This is a genomic window from Pseudomonas poae, from assembly GCA_028869255.1.
Taxonomy (GTDB): domain Bacteria; phylum Pseudomonadota; class Gammaproteobacteria; order Pseudomonadales; family Pseudomonadaceae; genus Aquipseudomonas; species Aquipseudomonas poae_C.
The window spans coordinates 5,891,528-5,909,593 of the sequence record CP110972.1 but is presented as its reverse complement, the minus strand read 5'-3'; the positions used below and the strand labels follow the sequence as shown (position 1 = coordinate 5,909,593).

The following is an 18,066-nucleotide window of genomic DNA, read 5'->3' as shown; positions in this document are numbered from 1 at the left end:
GTAGTTATACTACAAGAATTGCCGTTTTGCCCGCCCGATGCATCACTAAATCGCCCTGCCCGCCTTTGAATCTAAGGGCGGCGCAGTTGTAGCCATAGGGGCTGAAGGCGCGTTTTTAAGGAAATTCTGCATTTTTCCGTAACAAATCTGCCAGCCCCTCGGCCGCCATTGGCCGGCTGATCAGGTAACCCTGCACCTCATCGCAGCGTTCTGCGCGCAGGAAATCCAGCTGCTGCTGATCTTCCACGCCTTCGGCCACTACTCTGAGCGCCAACCCATGGGCCATGGCGATGATCGCCCGGGTAATCGCCGCGTCCTCGCGCCCCTGGCCGAGGCCCCGGATGAAGGTCTGGTCGATCTTCACGTAGTCCACGGGGATGCGCTTGAGGTAACTGAGGGACGAATAGCCGGTGCCAAAGTCGTCGATGGCCAGCTTCACCCCCAGGTCGCGCAACTGCTGGAAGGTGGCGATGATGTGCTCAACGCTGTCGAGCAACTGGCTCTCGGTCAGTTCCAGCTCCAGGTACTGCGGGTCCAGGCCGGTTTCTTCCAACACCTGGCGCACCAGGCTGACCAGCTTGCCCTGGCGCAACTGGTGCACCGAGAGGTTCACCGACACACGGATCGGCGCCAGCCCCTGGCGCTGCCATTCGCACGCCTGCCAGCAGGCCTGGCGCAGCACGAACTCACCCAGCGGCACGATCAGGCCGGTCTCTTCGGCCAGGCCGATAAAGTCCCCCGGCGGCACCATGCCCCACTGCGGATGCTCCCAGCGGATCAGCGCTTCGGCGGCGTTCAGCTTGCCGCTGGCCAGGCACAGTTTGGGCTGATAAAACACCGAGAGCTGGCGCTCTTCGATGGCTTTACGCAGGTGGTTTTCCAGTTGCAAGCGCTCCAGGGTGCTGGCTTGCAGGCTGTCGGTGTAGAACTGGAAATTATTCCCGCCCAAGTGCTTGGCGTGCTGCATGGCGATGTTCGATTGGCTGACCAGCGCGGAAATTTCCCGCGCATTGTCCGGCAACAGGCTGACCCCCATGGAGGCACTGACTACCAGTTCATGCCCCTCCACCGTGACCGGCACTCGCAGCTTGGCCAGCAGCCGCGTGGACACCCGCGCCAGGCTCGACAGGTTGCCATAGGCGTCGAACAGCACCGCGAACTCATCACCGGACAGCCGCGCAATGGTGTCGGCTTCCGGCAAGGCGTTGATCAACCGGCGCGCCATTTTCTGCAACAACTGGTCGGCCACTTCATGGCCCAGGCTGTCGTTGAGCAATTTGAAGCGGTCGAGATTGATGTGCAGCAACGCCAGGCTGCGCCCGCCTTGGCGTACACGCTGATGGGCTTCGCGCAGCCGTTCGCGGAACAGCGAGCGGTTGGCCAGGCCGGTCAATTCGTCATAGTGAGTGAGGTAGCGCATGCGTTCTTCGGATTCACGCCGTGCCGACAAATCCGCGAAGAAACCCACGATATGGCTGACTTTTCCCCGAACATCGCGCACCACGTTCAGTTGCAGCCACTGCGGGTACAACTCGCCATTCTTGCGCGTTTCCACCAGCTCGCCCTGCCAGGTGCCATGGTTGAGCAGCGCCTGGCGGATCACCGGAAAATGGCGGCGGGCGTCACGGCTGCTGGGCAATTCCACGACGTTGCGGCCGATCATGTCGTCGATTTCAAAGCCGGTGACGCGGCTGAACGCCTGGTTGACGGCGAGCAGCACATAGTCCGGGTCAAGAATCACGATGCCTTCGCTGGCGGCCTCAAACACGGTCGAGGCCAGGCGCTGCTGTTCTTCCAGGGCCTTGCCGGCGCTGATGTCGCGGCGCGTGCCAAGCATGCGCGTGACTCGCCCGCTGGGCGCACGCTCCACGGCACGGCCACGGTCCTCGATCCACACCCAATGGCCATCGCCATGGCGCACGCGGTATTCGACCTGATAGTCCTCGCTGCGCCCCTTGAGGTGTTCCACCAGGGCGCGCTTGAGCAACGGCAGGTCCTCGGGGTGCAGGCGCGGCTTGAGGTGGCTGAGCATCGCCGTGACGTACTCGGGCTCCAGGCCGAACAGCTCCTTGAGTTGGGTGTGGTGGACTTCGTCGGTTTGCAGGTTCCAGTCCCACAGCCCCAGCTCGCTGGCTTGCAGGGCCATGGCCAGGCGCGCTTCGCTTTTGTTCAGGGCCAGGCTGGCGGCGTCCAGCTCCTGACTGCGCTGCGCCACGCGATCCTGCAGGCCGATCTGGGCTTCGCGCAGTTCCTGTTCGACCTGCCGACGCTGCTCGACTTCACGCACCAGGTCCTGATTCAGCTGCTCGCTGCGCTGCTGCGCCTGTTGCAGATGCTCTATCAACGCCTGGTTCTGGAAGCGGCGCAACAGCCCGCGCTGGATCAAGCGGTTGACCTGCCACGCCACCACACTCAAGGAGCCCAGCAGGATCAGGCCAAGCACGCCCCACCCTTGCTGCTGGGGGGCGCCATTCCAGAACAGATACACGATGGCCGGCACCAGGCACGGTAAGGCAAAGGACAGGAACGCCGGCAGGCTCACGGCATAGGCCACGCTGGCTGACAATGTCGCGGCGCCGATCAGGCCGAAAACCCAGGCCTGTTGCATAAAGCTGTCCACCGGTACCAGGGCGATGGCGGCGGTGGCCAGGGTCAGGCCGCTGACCGCCGAACCGAGCATGAACATACGGCCCCAGATCGGCTGGGCCTGGCGGCTGGGCATCGCCGAGTCAAAGGCCGCCACCTGGATCACGCGCATCGCCACCAGGGCCAGCAGCCAGACCAGCCAGATGCTGTCCAACAGGTATTGCTTGGGGTTCCACAGCAGCCAGGCGCAGACCAGGCCATTGACCAGCATCAATAAGGTAGGCAGCAACGAGCCTTGATACAGCAGGCGTGTGCGCTCGACCGCCATCTCGGTTGCGTAGTGTTTACGGATAACCTGCGCGGGCGCCGCCGAGGGGCCGAACAGGTCGGGACTGAGTGTCATAGGCAGTATTCTTATAATGGTGAGCCCGAAACGTCGACGGAGCATACACAAGCGAGCGCTTGGGCCAAACTGCTCCAAGTCATAAAAACAGTCTGACTTTCGGCCGCAAACTTCCGCGCCAGACAGCTTGAGCGAGACGCTACGCGGGCTGCGGGCCATGACCAACCGGTCATCAGCCCCGGCAGAATGTTTGCCCGGCCCGGATCATCCCGCCGTTTTGCGTCGACCACCCGGCATTGGGATTTGCCCCACTCCCCGGGAGCCATAGAATGCGCCGATGCGCGATGATCTCTCCCTTTTGCTGAACTCCCTCAACGATGCCCAACGCCAGGCCGTAGCAGCCCCCGTTGGCCGTCAGTTGGTCCTGGCCGGTGCTGGCTCCGGTAAAACCCGAGTGCTGGTGCACCGTATCGCCTGGTTGATCCAGGTCGAGAACGCGTCCCCGCACTCCATCCTGTCGGTGACGTTTACCAACAAGGCCGCTGCCGAGATGCGCCATCGCATCGAGCAGTTGATGGGCATCAGCCCGGCCGGTATGTGGGTGGGCACCTTCCACGGCCTGGCGCACCGCCTGTTGCGGGCGCATTGGCAGGAAGCGGGCTTGAGCCAGACCTTCCAGATTCTCGACAGCGACGACCAGCAACGTCTGGTCAAGCGGGTGATCCGCGAGCTGGGCCTGGACGAACAACGCTGGCCGGCGCGCCAGGCGCAGTGGTTTATCAACGGCCAGAAAGACGAAGGCCTGCGCCCGCAGCACATTCAAGCCAGCGGTGATCTGTTCCTGGCCACCATGCGCAGCATTTATGAAGCCTACGAGGCGGCTTGCGTGCGCGCCGGGGTGATCGACTTCTCCGAGCTGCTGCTGCGTGCCCTCGACCTGTGGCGCGACAACCCCGGTTTGCTGGCCCATTACCAGAAGCGCTTCCGGCACATTCTGGTGGACGAGTTCCAGGACACCAACGCCGTGCAGTACGCCTGGCTGCGTTTGTTGGCCAAGGGTGGCGACAGCCTGATGGTGGTCGGCGATGACGACCAGTCGATCTACGGCTGGCGCGGCGCGAAAATCGAGAACATCTACCAGTATTCCGACGACTTCCCGGACGCGATCACCATCCGCCTGGAGCAGAACTACCGCTCCACCGCCGGGATTCTCAAGGCTGCCAACGCCTTGATCGCCAACAATACCGGGCGCATGGGCAAAGAACTGTGGACCGACGGCGGCGAAGGCGAGGCAATCAACCTGTACGCCGCGTTCAACGAGCACGATGAAGCGCGCTACGTGGTGGAAACCATCGAAAGCGCGCTGAAAACCGGCCTGGCACGCAGCGACATCGCGATTTTGTACCGCTCCAACGCCCAATCGCGGGTACTGGAAGAAGCCTTGCTGCGCGAGCGCATCCCGTACCGCATCTATGGCGGCCAGCGCTTCTTCGAGCGTGCGGAGATCAAGAACGCCATGGCCTACCTGCGCTTGCTGGAAGGCCGTGGCAACGATGCGGCCCTGGAGCGGGTGATCAATATCCCGGCGCGTGGCATCGGCGAAAAAACCGTTGAAGCGATTCGCGACCACGCCCGCCACGCCGATGTGTCGATGTGGGAAGCCATGCGCTTGCTCATCGCCAATAAAGGCCTGACCGGCCGTGCGGCCGGGGCGTTGGGTGTGTTTGTCGAGCTGATCGAGAACCTGGCGGCCAAGTGCGCGGACATGCCCCTGCATTTGATGACCCAGACCGTGATCGAACAGTCCGGGCTGATCGCCTATCACGAAGCGGAAAAAGGCGAGAAAGGCCAGGCCCGAGTAGAAAACCTTGAGGAATTGGTCAGCGCCGCCCGTGCGTTCGAAAACACCGAGGACGACGAAGAGCTGACCCCGCTCGCCGCCTTCCTCGGCCATGCCTCGCTGGAAGCCGGCGATACCCAGGCCGACGAGCATGAAGACAGCATCCAGCTGATGACCTTGCACAGCGCCAAGGGCCTGGAGTTCCCGTATGTGTTCCTGGTGGGCATGGAAGAGGGCCTGTTCCCGCACAAGATGAGCCTGGAAGAGCCCGGCCGCCTTGAGGAAGAACGCCGTCTGGCCTACGTGGGCATCACCCGGGCGATGCAGAACCTGGTGATGACCTACGCCGAGACCCGTCGCCTGTACGGCAGCGAGACCTACAACAAGGTGTCGCGTTTCGTACGTGAAGTGCCGAAGGGTCTGATCCAGGAAGTGCGCTTGTCCAACAGCGTCAGCCGCCCGTTCGGCGGGGGCCAGCAGCAGAACTCCAGCACTATGTTTGCCGGCTCAGAGATTCCGGAAACCCCGTTCAGCCTTGGCCAGCAGGTCAGGCATTCGGTGTTCGGCGAAGGGGTGATCCTCAACTTCGAAGGCGCCGGCGCCCAGGCGCGGGTACAGGTGAATTTCGCCGAAGGCAGCAAGTGGCTGATGATGGGTTACGCGAAGCTCGAAGCAATCTGATACATCTTCCTGCATGAAGGATCGTGGCCCGCCCTTGTTTTTACAGGTGGCGGGCCAATATCTGTAACTAGTCCTACAGACCCTTCGGAATCGGTCTTACGCAAAAGCCCGAAACACTATGCCGCTAGCCACTGTCACGACACCTGTGCAACATGGCGCGCGTGCAATCCACAAATGGGAATTCCCTTTATGAAACGTTTTCTTAGCATCGCCATGGCGTTGTGCATCGGCCTGACGATGAGCATCGACGCCAACGCCAAACGCTTCGGTGGCGGCAAAAGCATGGGCTCGGCACCGACTCACCAGACCAGCCAAATGGCCCCCTCCGCCGGTGCCGGCGGTGCAGCCGCCACCGCAGGCGCAGCCGGTGCTGCTGGCGCCGCTGCCAAGGCCGGCGGTGCTTCGCGCTGGTTGGGCCCTCTGGCCGGTATCGCCGCCGGTGGCCTGCTCGCTTCCATGTTCATGGGCGGCGGCTTCCAGGGCATGCAGATCTTCGACATCCTGATCCTGGCGGTCATCGCCTTTGTGATCTTCCGCTTTATCGCCGCCCGTCGCCGCAAGCAGCAGGAGCACCTGGCTCCAGCCGGCGCGCCGATGCAGCGTGAAGTGTTCGAGCAAAAGCCGGCCATGGGTTCGATCTTCGGTGGTTCGGCAGCGCCTGCCGCCGCACGTCCGGTGATCAATGCACCGGCCTGGTTCAACGAAGAGCGTTTCGTCGAAGCGGCCCGTAGCCACTTCCAGTCCCTGCAGCAGCACTGGGACGCCAACGAAATGGACAAGATCTCCGAGTTCGTGACCCCACAACTGCTGGAGTTCCTCAAGCGCGAGCGCGCCGACATTGGTGACGCGTTCCAGTCGACCTACATCGACGACCTGCGCGTGCAGCTGGAAGGTGTGGATGACCGCGCCGACAAGACCATCGCCACCCTGACCTTCAGCGGCGTGTCGAAGACCTCGCGTTTCGACCAGGGCGAAGTGTTCAGCGAAAGCTGGAACATGGAACGTGCCCAGGGCGACAACCAGCCTTGGCTGGTCGCGGGTATCCGCCAGAACGGCTGACCGCGCGGCGCCTTGAGCGTGCTGTAAACAGCCCCGGTTGTGTATTGCCTGTAAAGGAAATACGCAGCCGGGGTATTTTTTTGCCGGCCAAAAAAGCGCTGCACAGTTTTGCTGGATTAATGAGAACGGTTCTCACTATACTCGCATCCTCTCCCGGTTCTGCCCGAGCATAGGAACGTGCCGCCGTGCTGGAAAAACTGTTCAATCAACATGCATCCGCGCTGCACCGTTACCTGCTGCGCAAGAAATGCTCCCCCAGCCTGGCGTCGGATCTGGTGCAGGACACGTTCCTGCGCATCGCCCAGTTGGAGAACCTGGAGCGCATCCTTTGCGCGCCGTCCTATCTGTTTCGGGTAGCGCACAACCTCATGATTGATCATCATCGGCGCTACGGCGAAAAGCGCTTCGATAACGACGCCACGGCGTATTTCGCGACCCTGGTGGATGAGGCCAGCGGCCCCGAGGAACTGGCTTTCGATGCCCTGGCCATGGAGCAACTGGAAAGCCTGCTGGAACGGATGCCGGAGCGCACCCGTGATATCTTCATGCTTTGCCGCGTCGAAGGCATGACGCACAAAGAGACCGCCCGCTATTTACGGATATCCACAAGCTCTGTACAAAAACACATGGCGATGGCACTGGCCAGGATCGGCAAGGCACTCGATCCCGACTCAGAGGATTAAGCCTTGGGTATTCCAGGAAGCAAGAAGGTAACCAGTCAGAACCGTGAACGACTCCCCTCAGACTATCGACCCGGTAGAGCGCAACGCTGCCGACTGGGTGATGCGTCACCGCCAAGGACAGCTCTCGCCACGTGAGCTGGAGGCTTTCCGGCGCTGGCAGGCAGCCGACCCCCGGCATGCCGCCGCCGTAGGCCGAGCTGATCGCGCCTGGCAGGCAACCGCAATGCTCAAGCGCCGTACTGGCTACGTAAAACCCCAACGCCCGGCGCGTGCCCGCTGGACTCGCCGGCCGCTGCCTGCCAGTGCTGCCGTGGCCGCATTGGCACTGGGCTGCTGGATGTGGCTCGCCCCGCCCTTCTGGTTGAAAGCCTTGAACAGCGACTACCACACCGGTTTTGGTGAAACCCGCCAGATCACGCTGGTGGACGGCAGTCGGGTAGAGCTGGGCAGCCACAGCCTGCTGAGCATTGCCTATGACGACCAAACCCGGCTGGTGCGCCTCAGCCAGGGCGAGGCCGTGTTTACCCCAGCGCCGGTCAACGAACAGGAACGACGCCCGTTTACCGTACGCGCCCCCGGGGCCGATATCACCGCCCGTGGTACACGCTACGTGGTCGGCGTAGGTCAGGACCGCGAGGGCTGGGTCGGGGTTTTGCAGCACCAGGTCGAAATCAATCTGACGCCCCAGCAACGTGATGACGCGGCAGGCTCGGCGCAATTGGAGCAAGGCAACAGCCTGCGCTTCAGCCCCAAAGCCGGCCTTGTGCCGCTCACTACCCGGCCCGATGAGTTGGCCAGCTGGCAGGATGGGCAACTGGTCTTCCTGCGCGAACGCCTCGCTGATGCCGTGGCGCGTATCAATCGCTATCGCCCGGGCCTGGTGATGGTCAAGGGCGATGCGCTGAGCGATGTTCGTATCAGCGCTGTCATGCGCCTGGACAACCTCGACGATGCCCTCAAGCGTATGGCGGCCCAAGCCAATGGGCGTTTGCTCAACCTGCCGGGCGTGACGCTGATCTATTGACGATCGGCGGCACGCCGCTGCCAGCCTGTATATTTATATAAATCCTGATACATAGATCATAACGATCTATCGCGTTTTCGCTGCTGCTGCGTTTCTACTACATGTGAATAACTCTTATTTGCTTTAGTGAGGCCGGCTGTGCAGATGCAACAGAACAACAAGAAGCGTAAGGCGATAAACCGCACCCGACTGAGCCTGGGGATTCAGTTGGCCGTTTTCGCACTGTGCGCCAATGCCGCAGACCCGAGCCCCGCGCGCAGCAACACCGCGCAAAGCGCCAACCACGCCCAGACCCGCGGCGGCTATCACGACTTCGATGTACCAGCCTTGTCACTGGATGCGGGCCTGGTGCTGCTGGCGCGTCAGGCGGGTGTCGAGCTCTACCTGGGCAGCAACGACCTTACCGGCCGCAACGCCAACCCGGTCAAGGGCCGGCTGTCCCTGGACGCGGCGCTGCAGCAACTGCTGGCCAACCAAGCCGTCTCCTACAGCCTGGTCGGCGCACCTGAACGGCCGGTGATCCAGGTGCAATCCGCACAGGGCACCAGCGGCATCCAGCAAGGTGATCTGGCGCCCATCTATGTGCTCGGCATGGAAGGCAAGGAGTCCCGCGACGAAAGGGGCTACAACGACGTCTACGATCAGGACACCTCCTCGGTCTACTCCGGCAAGGAGCAAATCGAACGCTACAAAGGCGCCGCCCCCGCCGACATGTTCAAGGGCATGCTCAACGTCTACAGCGGCGACGGCCGCAACAGTGGCGCGCTGGACCCGAACGTGCGCGGCATCCAGGGCCCAGGCCGCGTACCGCTGACCATCGATGGCACCGAACAGGCATTGACGGTGTATCGCGGCTACATGGGCGCCAACAACCGTAACTACATCGACCCCAACCTGATCGGCAGCATCAAGGTGCTCAAGGGGCCGAACCTGGAGCGCAACGTCTACAGCGGCGTCGGTGGTGCGGTGGTGGCCAACACCTTGAACGTGGATGACATTCTCAAGGAAGGCCAGGCGTTCGGTGGCGAGCTGAAAATGGAAGGCAGCAACAACTCGGTGTCACCCAAATTGCCGACGCTGATGACCGGGCAAACCCCGCCAGCCGACTACCAGTACATTCCGATCTATTCCTACTACGACCCGTCGCTGTACAAGCACCCGCGCACCGGTCGCGACAACCAGCTGATCTCCGGCGACGACTCGGCCTATCGCCTGGCTCTCGGCACCCGACAGGAAAAATTCGAACTGCTCGCCGCCTATGCCTACCGCGAAAAAGGCAACCACTACGCGGGCAAGAACAAAACCGGTTTCTATTCCACCGGCAAACAGATCAATGGCCAGTTCGACTACATCCCCAACCTGGCCAACATCTATAAACCCGGCGATGAAGTGCCCAACACATCGAGCAAGATGGAGTCCTGGCTGGCCAAGGCCAAACTCAAGATTGATGACGACCAATCCCTGGAGTTCGGCTACCGCGACACCGATTCGCTGTACGGCGAGATCATGCCGTCACGCATCTCGTTCTTCCGCCCCGGCGACCCGTTCGACGCCGAAACCAGCGGCGTACCGCAATGGCCCCTGAGCCATGTGCAGAGCAAAGCCTACAACCTGGAATACAACCTCAAGCCCCAGGACAACCCGTGGGTGGATTTCTACTCCAACTTCTGGGCCACCAATACCCAAAGCGACACCTACTCAAGCGGCGGCGTGCCCAATGCCACCAGCGCGGCCAACCCGGTATTCAGGAACACCGCCGTGGCCAATGCTCAACATGATCGGGCCGGAGTGACCGCCAGTAACAAACTCAAGCTGCTCGACAGCCTGGACCTGACCCTGGGCGCCAGTTACCAGCATGAGAAATTGGCTTCGAAGGATGATTATTACGACCCGATCATCTACGACACCTTGCGCATGAACCCGCGGGCCGGTCGTCGTGACGAGCGCGAATACAACTTCAACTTTGAATGGCGGCCGGTAACGTTCGCCAAATTCACGGCAGGGGCACGGTATTCGTCGTATTGGGCATTTGATGACTACCTGAAGGAAACCCAGGACAAAACCGGGGTCACCACGCAGTTCGTCGAAAACGGCAGGACCGTCAGTTACACCACCCGAAAAACCCTGAGCAACGCCGAGTGGCAAGCCAATGTCGATCAAAAAGTTGCAGGTAACCAGTTCTTCTGGGACATGTTCGGCATTCCGGAGGCGCAGCGCCTGGCCGAAATAGAACAGATCAAAAAAGACACCCCGCTGGTTGAAGACACTCAGCACCAGGCGAATTGGGCAAGTGACGGAAAAGGAAAGTACTCACGTGCTAACAACCCATGCATCAATGGCTTGAACGCCGGTGAAGATATCATTGCGTGCAGTGCCTCCGGCAACAACACGGGTTATCAAAAGGATGTGAGTGCAAAACACCAGAAAGACAGTGACTGGGCACCCAACGTGTCAGCCACTTTTTATACCTCAGAGAACGGCCGGGTGTATTTCCGCTACAGCGAAGCTATTCGTTACCCGAGCCTGTTTGAAAGCACACTGGGCTTTTCTTCATCGGTCAATCCCTGGGGGCTGGAGCCGGAACATGCCTATAACTATGAAGCGGCTTACATTCATAACCTGGCGGGCTGGGGCGGCAGTGAACGCGCCGATATAAAGCTGACGTATTACCACAACACCATCAAAAACGTGATTGAACGCAGCCCGGAGTTGCGCTTCAGCAACTTGGAGAAACAGACCACCTCCGGCGTGGAATTCCAGGGGCGTTACGACAACGGGCGGGTGTTTACCGACGTGAGCATCGCCCATGTGCTGAAAAGCAAAGTTTGTGACGAAGACTCGGCTGTCGCGATCAGCACCAACGGCAGCACTCCCAACTGTGTGGACGATGGCTTTGTGGGCGGTTACTCTGGTGAGCATGGCCCAGCCGGAATGGTCCGCCAACCTGGGCGCAGGCGCACGGTTCTTCAATCGCAAACTGGAAGTCGGCGGACGCGCCATTTACTACCGTCAGCACCAGAGCAAGTTCTACAGTAACTACCCGGACAGCGCGATGGTCAGTTATTACATCAATACACCCATGTCCTGGGACACGATCGTCACCTACGACGCCTATATCAATTACACGTTGACCGATGCTGCATCCATCGAATTAACCGGCACCAACTTGAGCAACCTGTATTACATCGACCCACTGACACGGTCGGCAATGCCCGCGCCGGGTCGGACATTGAAAATCGGCTTTACCACTACGTTCTAACTTGTGAGGTGCACCATGGGCGGCTAAGAGCAATTGGCAGCAGCTTGACGTGTTGAATTAATTAAATAACTCAATGGATGAAGAAATGAAAACTTTCAACTACACAGTATTGGCAGTGGCACTTCTGGGTTTGGCTGGCGTTGCTCAAGCAGATGTTTCTTCGGGGCAAAGTTATACCGGCACTATCGTCGTTGAAGGCACCGGCGGCACCGGCACCGTGAACCACCCCAGCACTCCAGGCCAGCCGGCCGTTGGCGTCCTGGCGTTCTACGGTGGCGCAAAAGTAGGCTTCGCCGGCCTTAAAGGCATGGTCGCCACCGACGCCAATGGCGTCACCACCATCACGCCGGCGATGATGCCAGCCTCCCATGCCGCACTGGGCAACTTCGACTTCAAACAAGTCGCCAGCCAGCAGGTGTACTACGGTGAGTGGTCGCAGAACGGCACCAACAACGACCCGACCCGCGTCGTGTACTACTCCGGCGACACCACCGGCCGCGTACTGCCGACTGCCAACGTGACCTATGCGGTACAAGGCATCAACAACTACTCCGGAGCCAACGTGCTGTCCGGCGACCTGACCGCATCCTTCGGCAGCGCAGCGCCGACCCTGACCGGTTCGATCGCCAACGCCAACCTGCGAGTGGCCGTAAACGCCAACATCAACACCACCACCGCAGGCTTCAGTGGCAACGCGGCAGCCCTGAACCCAACCACCAACGGCCTGCTGTCCACCGGTACCACCCAAGGCAGCTTCTTCGGCGCAGGTTCCACCGCGTCGCTGGCCGGTATCGCCAAGTTCGCCAACCGTGACTACGACACCGCTTTCGGCGGTGTAGCCAAGTAATTGCGGCTTGAACTGACGTAGCACCAGCAAGCAAGTGCCTGACGGTCAGGCACTTGCTTTTGGCGTTTTGAAGCGATCCCGAGAGCCCGGTAATGCCCCAGCCCTACTGCAAGCGATCCCTCACCCTCCACGGTTTGCCCTTTTCCCTGCTGCTGTTCACCGCCCCCACCGTGTTCGCCGCCGACCAGGACACCAGCCTGCGTCTTAACCAGACCATCGAGTACCGCGCCAACAAGCAAGAGCGCGAGCTGCTCAAGGATGAAGTGCCCAGCGATGGCGCCGCGCCGCTGCTGGATATCGACGGCCAGACCTACAGCGTCGGCAATAACCTCAATGAGTTGGGCCGCGCCGTGTATTTGTCCGTCGAACGTCAGCAATGGCCGCGCGCCCGCGACTACCTCAAACGCTACACCGCCCTGCCCGGCCACGACCCGATGCTCACGGCCTACGCCAAGGGCGGCCTGGCCCGCGCCGATGGCGACCTGGAAAAAGCAGAAAGCTACTACCGCGAACTGCTGGCCATCCAACCGGATTTCCTGCCCGGGCGCCTGGAGTTGGCGCGGGTGCAGTTCGAAAACCGTAAGGATCGCGACTCCAAACTGGCATTCCAGCAGATCAGCAGCAGCCTCAGCCCATCTGATGCTCAGGCCATGGGCCTGGGCAGGACCGTCGACAGCTTTGTCCAGGCCCTGGACCATCGCGAGGACTGGCAAGGCTCCTTCGCCATCGGCCCGACCTGGAGCGACAACCTCAACCAGTCCTCCGAAAGCAGCGTGACCTACCGTTTTGTCACCGATCAAGAAACCATCCTGGTCAAACGCTCGCTGCCCAAGGCGGTGTCTGCCCATGGCCAGGACTACGAGGGCACCCTCAACAAACGCTTGGCCATCAGTGGTCATCATGGGCTGTTCGTGCGGTCGTTGCTGTACGGCCAAGCCTACGAAAAGGAGAGCAAGTACAACGAAAGCACGGTGATCAACAACGCTGGCTACAGCTACCACGATGCGCGCAACCAGTATGCCTTCGGGCCCTCGTACGAGTTCAACACCATCGGCGACAACGCCATGTACAGCGCCTGGGGCCTGCGCGGCGAGTGGATTCATACGCTGTCCGCCACGCGCATGTTCAAGCTTGAAGGCGAGTACAAGGACATGGCCTACAAGCATGAGATCAACAGCAACCTCGACGGTGCTACCCGCTCGGTCTTCGCCACCCTCTGGCAAGCCTTGCCCCGGCAGTGGACGCTGTTCGGCGGCGTCGACATCACCGAGCGCGACGCCCGCGACCGCACGGCAGCCTATCTGCAAAAGGGCGTGCGCCTGGGGGTGGCCAAGGACTTTGACATCGGCGTGAGCGCCGTCCTTTTCGCCTCGTTCCGTCAGCGTCAGTACGATGCCTACAGCGCAATCCTCGATAACCGACGCGATGACGAAGAACAAAGCTACACCTTCATCCTGCGTGCGCCGCGCCTGGCGGTGTACGAGGTGGTCCCCAGCCTCACCGTCAAGTACAACCAGGTGCAGAGCAATGTCGACTGGCTTTATTCCTACGACAAAAACAGCATCAGCCTAAAACTGGAGAAACAGTTCTAGTCCGCCGTTGTCACAGGCAATGTGCTTACGCCGGGATTTCTATTTCACGGTTGCACTTATAGCGAGCTACTGTATAAAACGCCCCTATAAACCGCGCCATCAGCAAGAGGATCCCGGCCGTGGAAGAAATCATCGAACAATTGCGTGAAGCCAACGAACCGGTCCCGGTTCCTCTGGAACTGCCTGACGAAGACCAACTGGTGGAAATCGAGGAACAACTGTTCATCGACATCCCCTTTGTCTTCCGCGAATTCCTGCTGACCGTCAGCGACGTGGTGTATGGCAGCCTGGAGCCGGTGACCGTCACCGACCCGCAGTCCCACACCTACCTGCCGGACGTAGCCGCCAACGCCTGGGATGCCGGCGTTGACCGCAGCATGATTCCGATCTGCCAGGACGGCGATGATTACTACTGTGTCGAAGAAGACGGCACCGTGGTGCTGTGGTCCGGCGAAGAAGAGCTGGTAACCGAAGAAACCTGGGAATCGGTGTGGCACTGGGCGCGGGACGTCTGGCTGGAAAGCTGATTCCCCGCGCACTTATGTGGCAAGCCAGCTTGTGTGGCGAGCGCAGTTAGTGCTCCGGCGTATCCTTATGGTTATCCAGCGTCTCCAGCAAGGCGACCTGCATCCGCGTATGCACGCGGATGAACCACCGCCAGAGCACTGCCGCCACCGCGGCCGTGACCACGGCAATCAGCACCAGCAATTTGTTGGTCGGCAGGATACTGGCCGACAAGGCGGCCAATAGCAGGAAAATCACCAGCAGCGACAAAATCGGGATCAGTTCCGCGATCACCCGTCGCACACGCTGGGTATGCCGCCCGGCCATCTCCGGCTTCACGCTCATCTCCGCCAGCAACATCGACAGCGCCTTGAGCTTGCGGTACGCCGCAATCAGGAACGGCAGCGACAACAGCAGCGCCCCACCCCAGATCAACGCCTTCTGCCAGCTTGGATCACTGATCCAGCCTTCCAGATACCCACCGATACGCGCCGCAAAAAAACTGCCGGCGAAGAAGATCGCCACCACCAGCGCCAGGTTCACCCCCACTTGCAGGATGATCTTGCGGATCATCGACGCCAGCATGGCACCCTCGCCCTGCGGCTGAATACTGCGCAACCATTCGCCGTACATGCCAAACACCCGGCTCATGCGCTTGGGCATAACCGCCGCAATCTTCAACGACAGCGGGTCGGCACCGCGAATCAGGTACGGCGTGAGCAGCGTGGTGATCGCCGACACCGCCACGGCCACCGGATAGAGGAAATCGCTGGTCACCTGCAAGGTCATGCCCAGCGCGGCGATGATGAAGGAAAACTCGCCAATCTGTGACAGCCCCATGCCCACACGCAGTGAGGTGCGGCCATCATTACCGGCGATAAAGGCGCCCAGGCCGCAGGACAACATCTTGCCCAGCACCACCGCCACGGTAATCACCGCGATCGGCCAGGCGTATTGCAGCAGGATCTGCGGGTCGATCATCAAGCCGATGGCGACAAAGAAGATCGCACTGAACATGTCACGAACCGGCTCGATCAGGCGCTCGATCTTCACCAACTGCCGGGATTCGGCCATGATCGCGCCAATCAGGAAGGCCCCCAGCACCATGCTGTATTCCAGCTTGACCACCAGCAGGCAGAACCCGAAACACAGGCCGAGTACGGTGATCAGCAGCATCTCGTTGCTTTCGAACTTGGCCACGTACGCCAGCAAACGCGGCACCAGCAATATCCCGATAACCAGCGCGACGATCATGAACAACGAGAGCTTGCCGACCGTGGAGAACACCTCGCCGGAGCTGACCGTGCCGCTGACGGCAATGCTCGACAGCAGGGCGATGATGCCGATACCGAGGATGTCCTCGACGATCAGCACACCAAAAATCAGTTGGGCAAAGCGCTGGTTTTTCATCTTCAGGTCATTGAGTGCCTTCACGATGATGGTGGTCGAGGAAATCGCCAGGATCGCGCCGAGGAACAGCGAGTCCATGGTGTTCCAGTCGAACCAGCGGCCGATTTCGTAACCGATCCAGATCATCAGGATGATTTCCAGGAACGCCGCAATAAACGCCGTGGCGCCGACCTTGAACAGCTTGCGCAGGCTGAACTCCAGGCCCAGGCAGAACATCAGGAAGATCACCCCAAGCTCGGCCAGGGTCTTGATCGTGTCTTCGTCGTGGATCAGGCCGAACGGCGGTGTATGCGGGCCGATGATGAACCCGGCGACGATGTAGCCCAGTACCACGGGCTGCTTGAGGCGGTGAAACAGGATGGTGACCACCCCTGCCACCAGCATGATCACGGCCAGGTCCTGGATAAAGCTGATGGCGTGCATGGCGAGGGGCTCCTTGAGGGTACTGGCGCTTTTCCCACTTCCGCACGCGCCTTTGTTCGGTCGCAAAGTGCGGAAGGAAAAGTCTGCCTTGATCGTAAGAAATGCCCTGAGATGGGCTTTTGAAGGTTAACACCGCGACTTCCGGCAGAAAGCCGGTGCAATATATGGAAACAGATCGGTGCAGGCGTGACGGCAAGCCGACCACCGGCGTCCCGTTAGGGATGGCGCTGCAAAAGATTCCAGCACCCGCAGAGGTGCCTACCCAACCAATGCCTACAAACCCGTGAGTGTGCTATGGAACCCGGAAACGCCCAGCTGTCGATGACGGTATTGATGACCCCTGACATGGCCAACTTCTCAGGCAATGTCCACGGCGGCACCCTGCTCAAGTACCTCGACGAAGTGGCCTACGCCTGCGCGAGCCGTTATGCCGGCCGCTATGTGGTGACGTTGTCGGTAGACCAGGTGATTTTTCGCGAGCCGATCCATGTCGGTGAGCTGGTGACCTTCCTCGCATCGGTCAACTACACCGGCAACACCTCGATGGAAGTCGGCATCAAGGTGGTGACTGAAAACATCCGCGAGCGCTCGGTGCGCCACACCAACAGCTGCTTCTTCACCATGGTGGCTGTGGACGACCAGCGCAAACCGGCCACCGTGCCACCGCTGCAACCGCACAACAGTGAAGACAAGCGCCGGTTCGTGCAGGCCCAGCAGCGTCGGCAGATTCGCCAGGAGCTGGAGAAGCGCTACCAGGAAATCAAAGGCTGAAACGCCGAAAATCCCGGGACATAAACCGAATCAACTGTGGGAGCGGGCTTGCTCGCGAATACGGTGTGTCAGTCATACATCTTTGACTGATCCAGCGCATTCGCGAGCAAGCCCGCTCCCACCTTTTTGAGCTGCGCCGTCACAGACCGATCGGCGTGGCCTCAAAGCGTACGCGAGGATGAGCAATCCGGTCCTGCGCCCGCACCAGCTCCAGCTCGTAACTGGCGCAAGCCTGGGTTTCCAGCAGCACTTCATGCACCGCCGCCGCTGTGAACTCAAAAGCCGCCAACAGGCTGTCGCCCAACAGCACCCGCGCCAGGAACAGCCCTGAAGTCAGATCGCCCACGCCCACCGGCTGACGCGGGAAGGCCAACAGCGGCCGACGCAAGTGCCAGCTGGCTTCTGCGGTTACCAACAGCATCTCGAAACCGTCCGGCAGCTTGCCCGGGTAATCCAGATGCTTGACCAACACCGCTTTCGGCCCACGGGCCAGCAGGGCCTTGGCCATCGCCAGGCAATCGAACAACGATTGCGGCTTGCGCCCGGCAAAGCTGTCCAGCTCCAGCTGGTTGGGGCACAGGAAATCCGCCATCGCGGCCGCCTCGTCCAGCAGAAAGTCGCTGACTTCCTGGGGCACGATGCAGCCCTTTTCCGGATGGCCCATCACCGGGTCGCACAAGTACAGGGCCTTGGGGTTGGTGGCCTTGATCCGCGCCACACCGGTCAGGATCGCCCGCCCTGGTCGGCACTGCCGAGGTAGCCGGACAGCACCGCATCGCAGTTGCCCAGCTCGCCAATCGCGGCAATGCCTTCCACCAGTGCCGGAATTTGCTGCGGCGCCAACACTTCACCCGCCCACTGGCCATACTGAGTGTGGTTGGAGAACTGCACGGTGTTCAGCGGCCAGACGTTTACCCCGACCCGCTGCATGGGGAACACGGCGGCGCTGTTTCCGGCGTGGCCAAAGACCACATGAGACTGGATCGCAAGCAGATGAGGTGTGCGTTTCATGCGGGAGATTTCCGTAAAGCCGTTGAAATTCTG

General features: G+C 60.8%; 12 protein-coding genes and 1 pseudogene. 10 read left to right on the top strand and 3 right to left on the bottom strand.

Annotation, left to right across the window (positions count from 1 at the left end; translation table 11 throughout):
- Positions 1–115: 115 nt before the first annotated feature.
- Positions 116–2,989, bottom strand: a complete 2,874-nt coding sequence (locus tag LRS56_26795) for an EAL domain-containing protein (GenBank protein ID WDU62318.1) — start codon at positions 2,987–2,989, stop codon at positions 116–118.
- Positions 2,990–3,266: 277 nt separating this feature from the next.
- On the opposite strand from LRS56_26795, the gene uvrD reads away from it, so the two are divergent.
- From uvrD to LRS56_26750, 9 genes are all read left to right on the top strand, one after another.
- Complete coding sequence (uvrD, locus tag LRS56_26790) at positions 3,267–5,450, top strand: DNA helicase II (GenBank protein WDU62317.1); 2,184 nt, start codon at positions 3,267–3,269, stop codon at positions 5,448–5,450.
- 189 nt (positions 5,451–5,639) lie between these two features.
- Complete coding sequence (locus LRS56_26785; protein WDU62316.1) at positions 5,640–6,509, top strand: Tim44 domain-containing protein; 870 nt, start codon at positions 5,640–5,642, stop codon at positions 6,507–6,509.
- A 185-nt stretch (positions 6,510–6,694) separates the two neighbouring features.
- Complete coding sequence (locus LRS56_26780) at positions 6,695–7,192, top strand: RNA polymerase sigma factor (protein WDU62315.1); 498 nt, start codon at positions 6,695–6,697, stop codon at positions 7,190–7,192.
- 43 nt (positions 7,193–7,235) lie between these two features.
- A complete protein-coding gene (locus LRS56_26775) occupies positions 7,236–8,216 on the top strand; it encodes a FecR domain-containing protein (protein WDU62314.1) in 981 nt (326 codons plus the stop codon).
- Positions 8,217–8,360: 144 nt separating this feature from the next.
- On the top strand, positions 8,361–11,252 hold the full coding sequence (locus tag LRS56_26770; protein WDU62313.1) for a TonB-dependent receptor: 2,892 nt from the start codon (positions 8,361–8,363) through the stop codon (positions 11,250–11,252).
- Positions 11,134–11,475: a TonB-dependent receptor gene (locus tag LRS56_26765; protein ID WDU62312.1), complete on the top strand. Its 342-nt coding sequence runs from the start codon at positions 11,134–11,136 to the stop codon at positions 11,473–11,475. The genes LRS56_26770 and LRS56_26765 overlap by 119 nt, the downstream gene beginning before the upstream one ends.
- Before the next feature lie 85 nt (positions 11,476–11,560).
- Positions 11,561–12,322, top strand: coding sequence for a hypothetical protein (locus tag LRS56_26760; protein WDU62311.1), 762 nt, complete (start codon positions 11,561–11,563; stop codon positions 12,320–12,322).
- A 92-nt stretch (positions 12,323–12,414) separates the two neighbouring features.
- Complete coding sequence (locus tag LRS56_26755; GenBank protein WDU62310.1) at positions 12,415–13,914, top strand: surface lipoprotein assembly modifier; 1,500 nt, start codon at positions 12,415–12,417, stop codon at positions 13,912–13,914.
- Positions 13,915–14,033: 119 nt separating this feature from the next.
- Positions 14,034–14,441 (top strand): SMI1/KNR4 family protein, encoded by a 408-nt coding sequence (locus LRS56_26750; GenBank protein WDU62309.1) that lies wholly within the window; start codon positions 14,034–14,036, stop codon positions 14,439–14,441.
- A gap of 46 nt (positions 14,442–14,487) precedes the next feature.
- Here the strand turns inward: LRS56_26750 and LRS56_26745 are convergent, their stop codons facing one another.
- Positions 14,488–16,251: a cation:proton antiporter gene (locus LRS56_26745; protein ID WDU62308.1), complete on the bottom strand. Its 1,764-nt coding sequence runs from the start codon at positions 16,249–16,251 to the stop codon at positions 14,488–14,490.
- A gap of 294 nt (positions 16,252–16,545) precedes the next feature.
- On the opposite strand from LRS56_26745, the gene LRS56_26740 reads away from it, so the two are divergent.
- Positions 16,546–17,022, top strand: a complete 477-nt coding sequence (locus LRS56_26740; GenBank protein ID WDU62307.1) for an acyl-CoA thioesterase — start codon at positions 16,546–16,548, stop codon at positions 17,020–17,022.
- Between the two features lie 139 nt (positions 17,023–17,161).
- On the opposite strand, the pseudogene pdxY reads toward LRS56_26740, so the two are convergent.
- Positions 17,162–18,033 (bottom strand): annotated as a pseudogene (pdxY, locus tag LRS56_26735) (pyridoxal kinase PdxY).
- Positions 18,034–18,066: the final 33 nt, after the last annotated feature.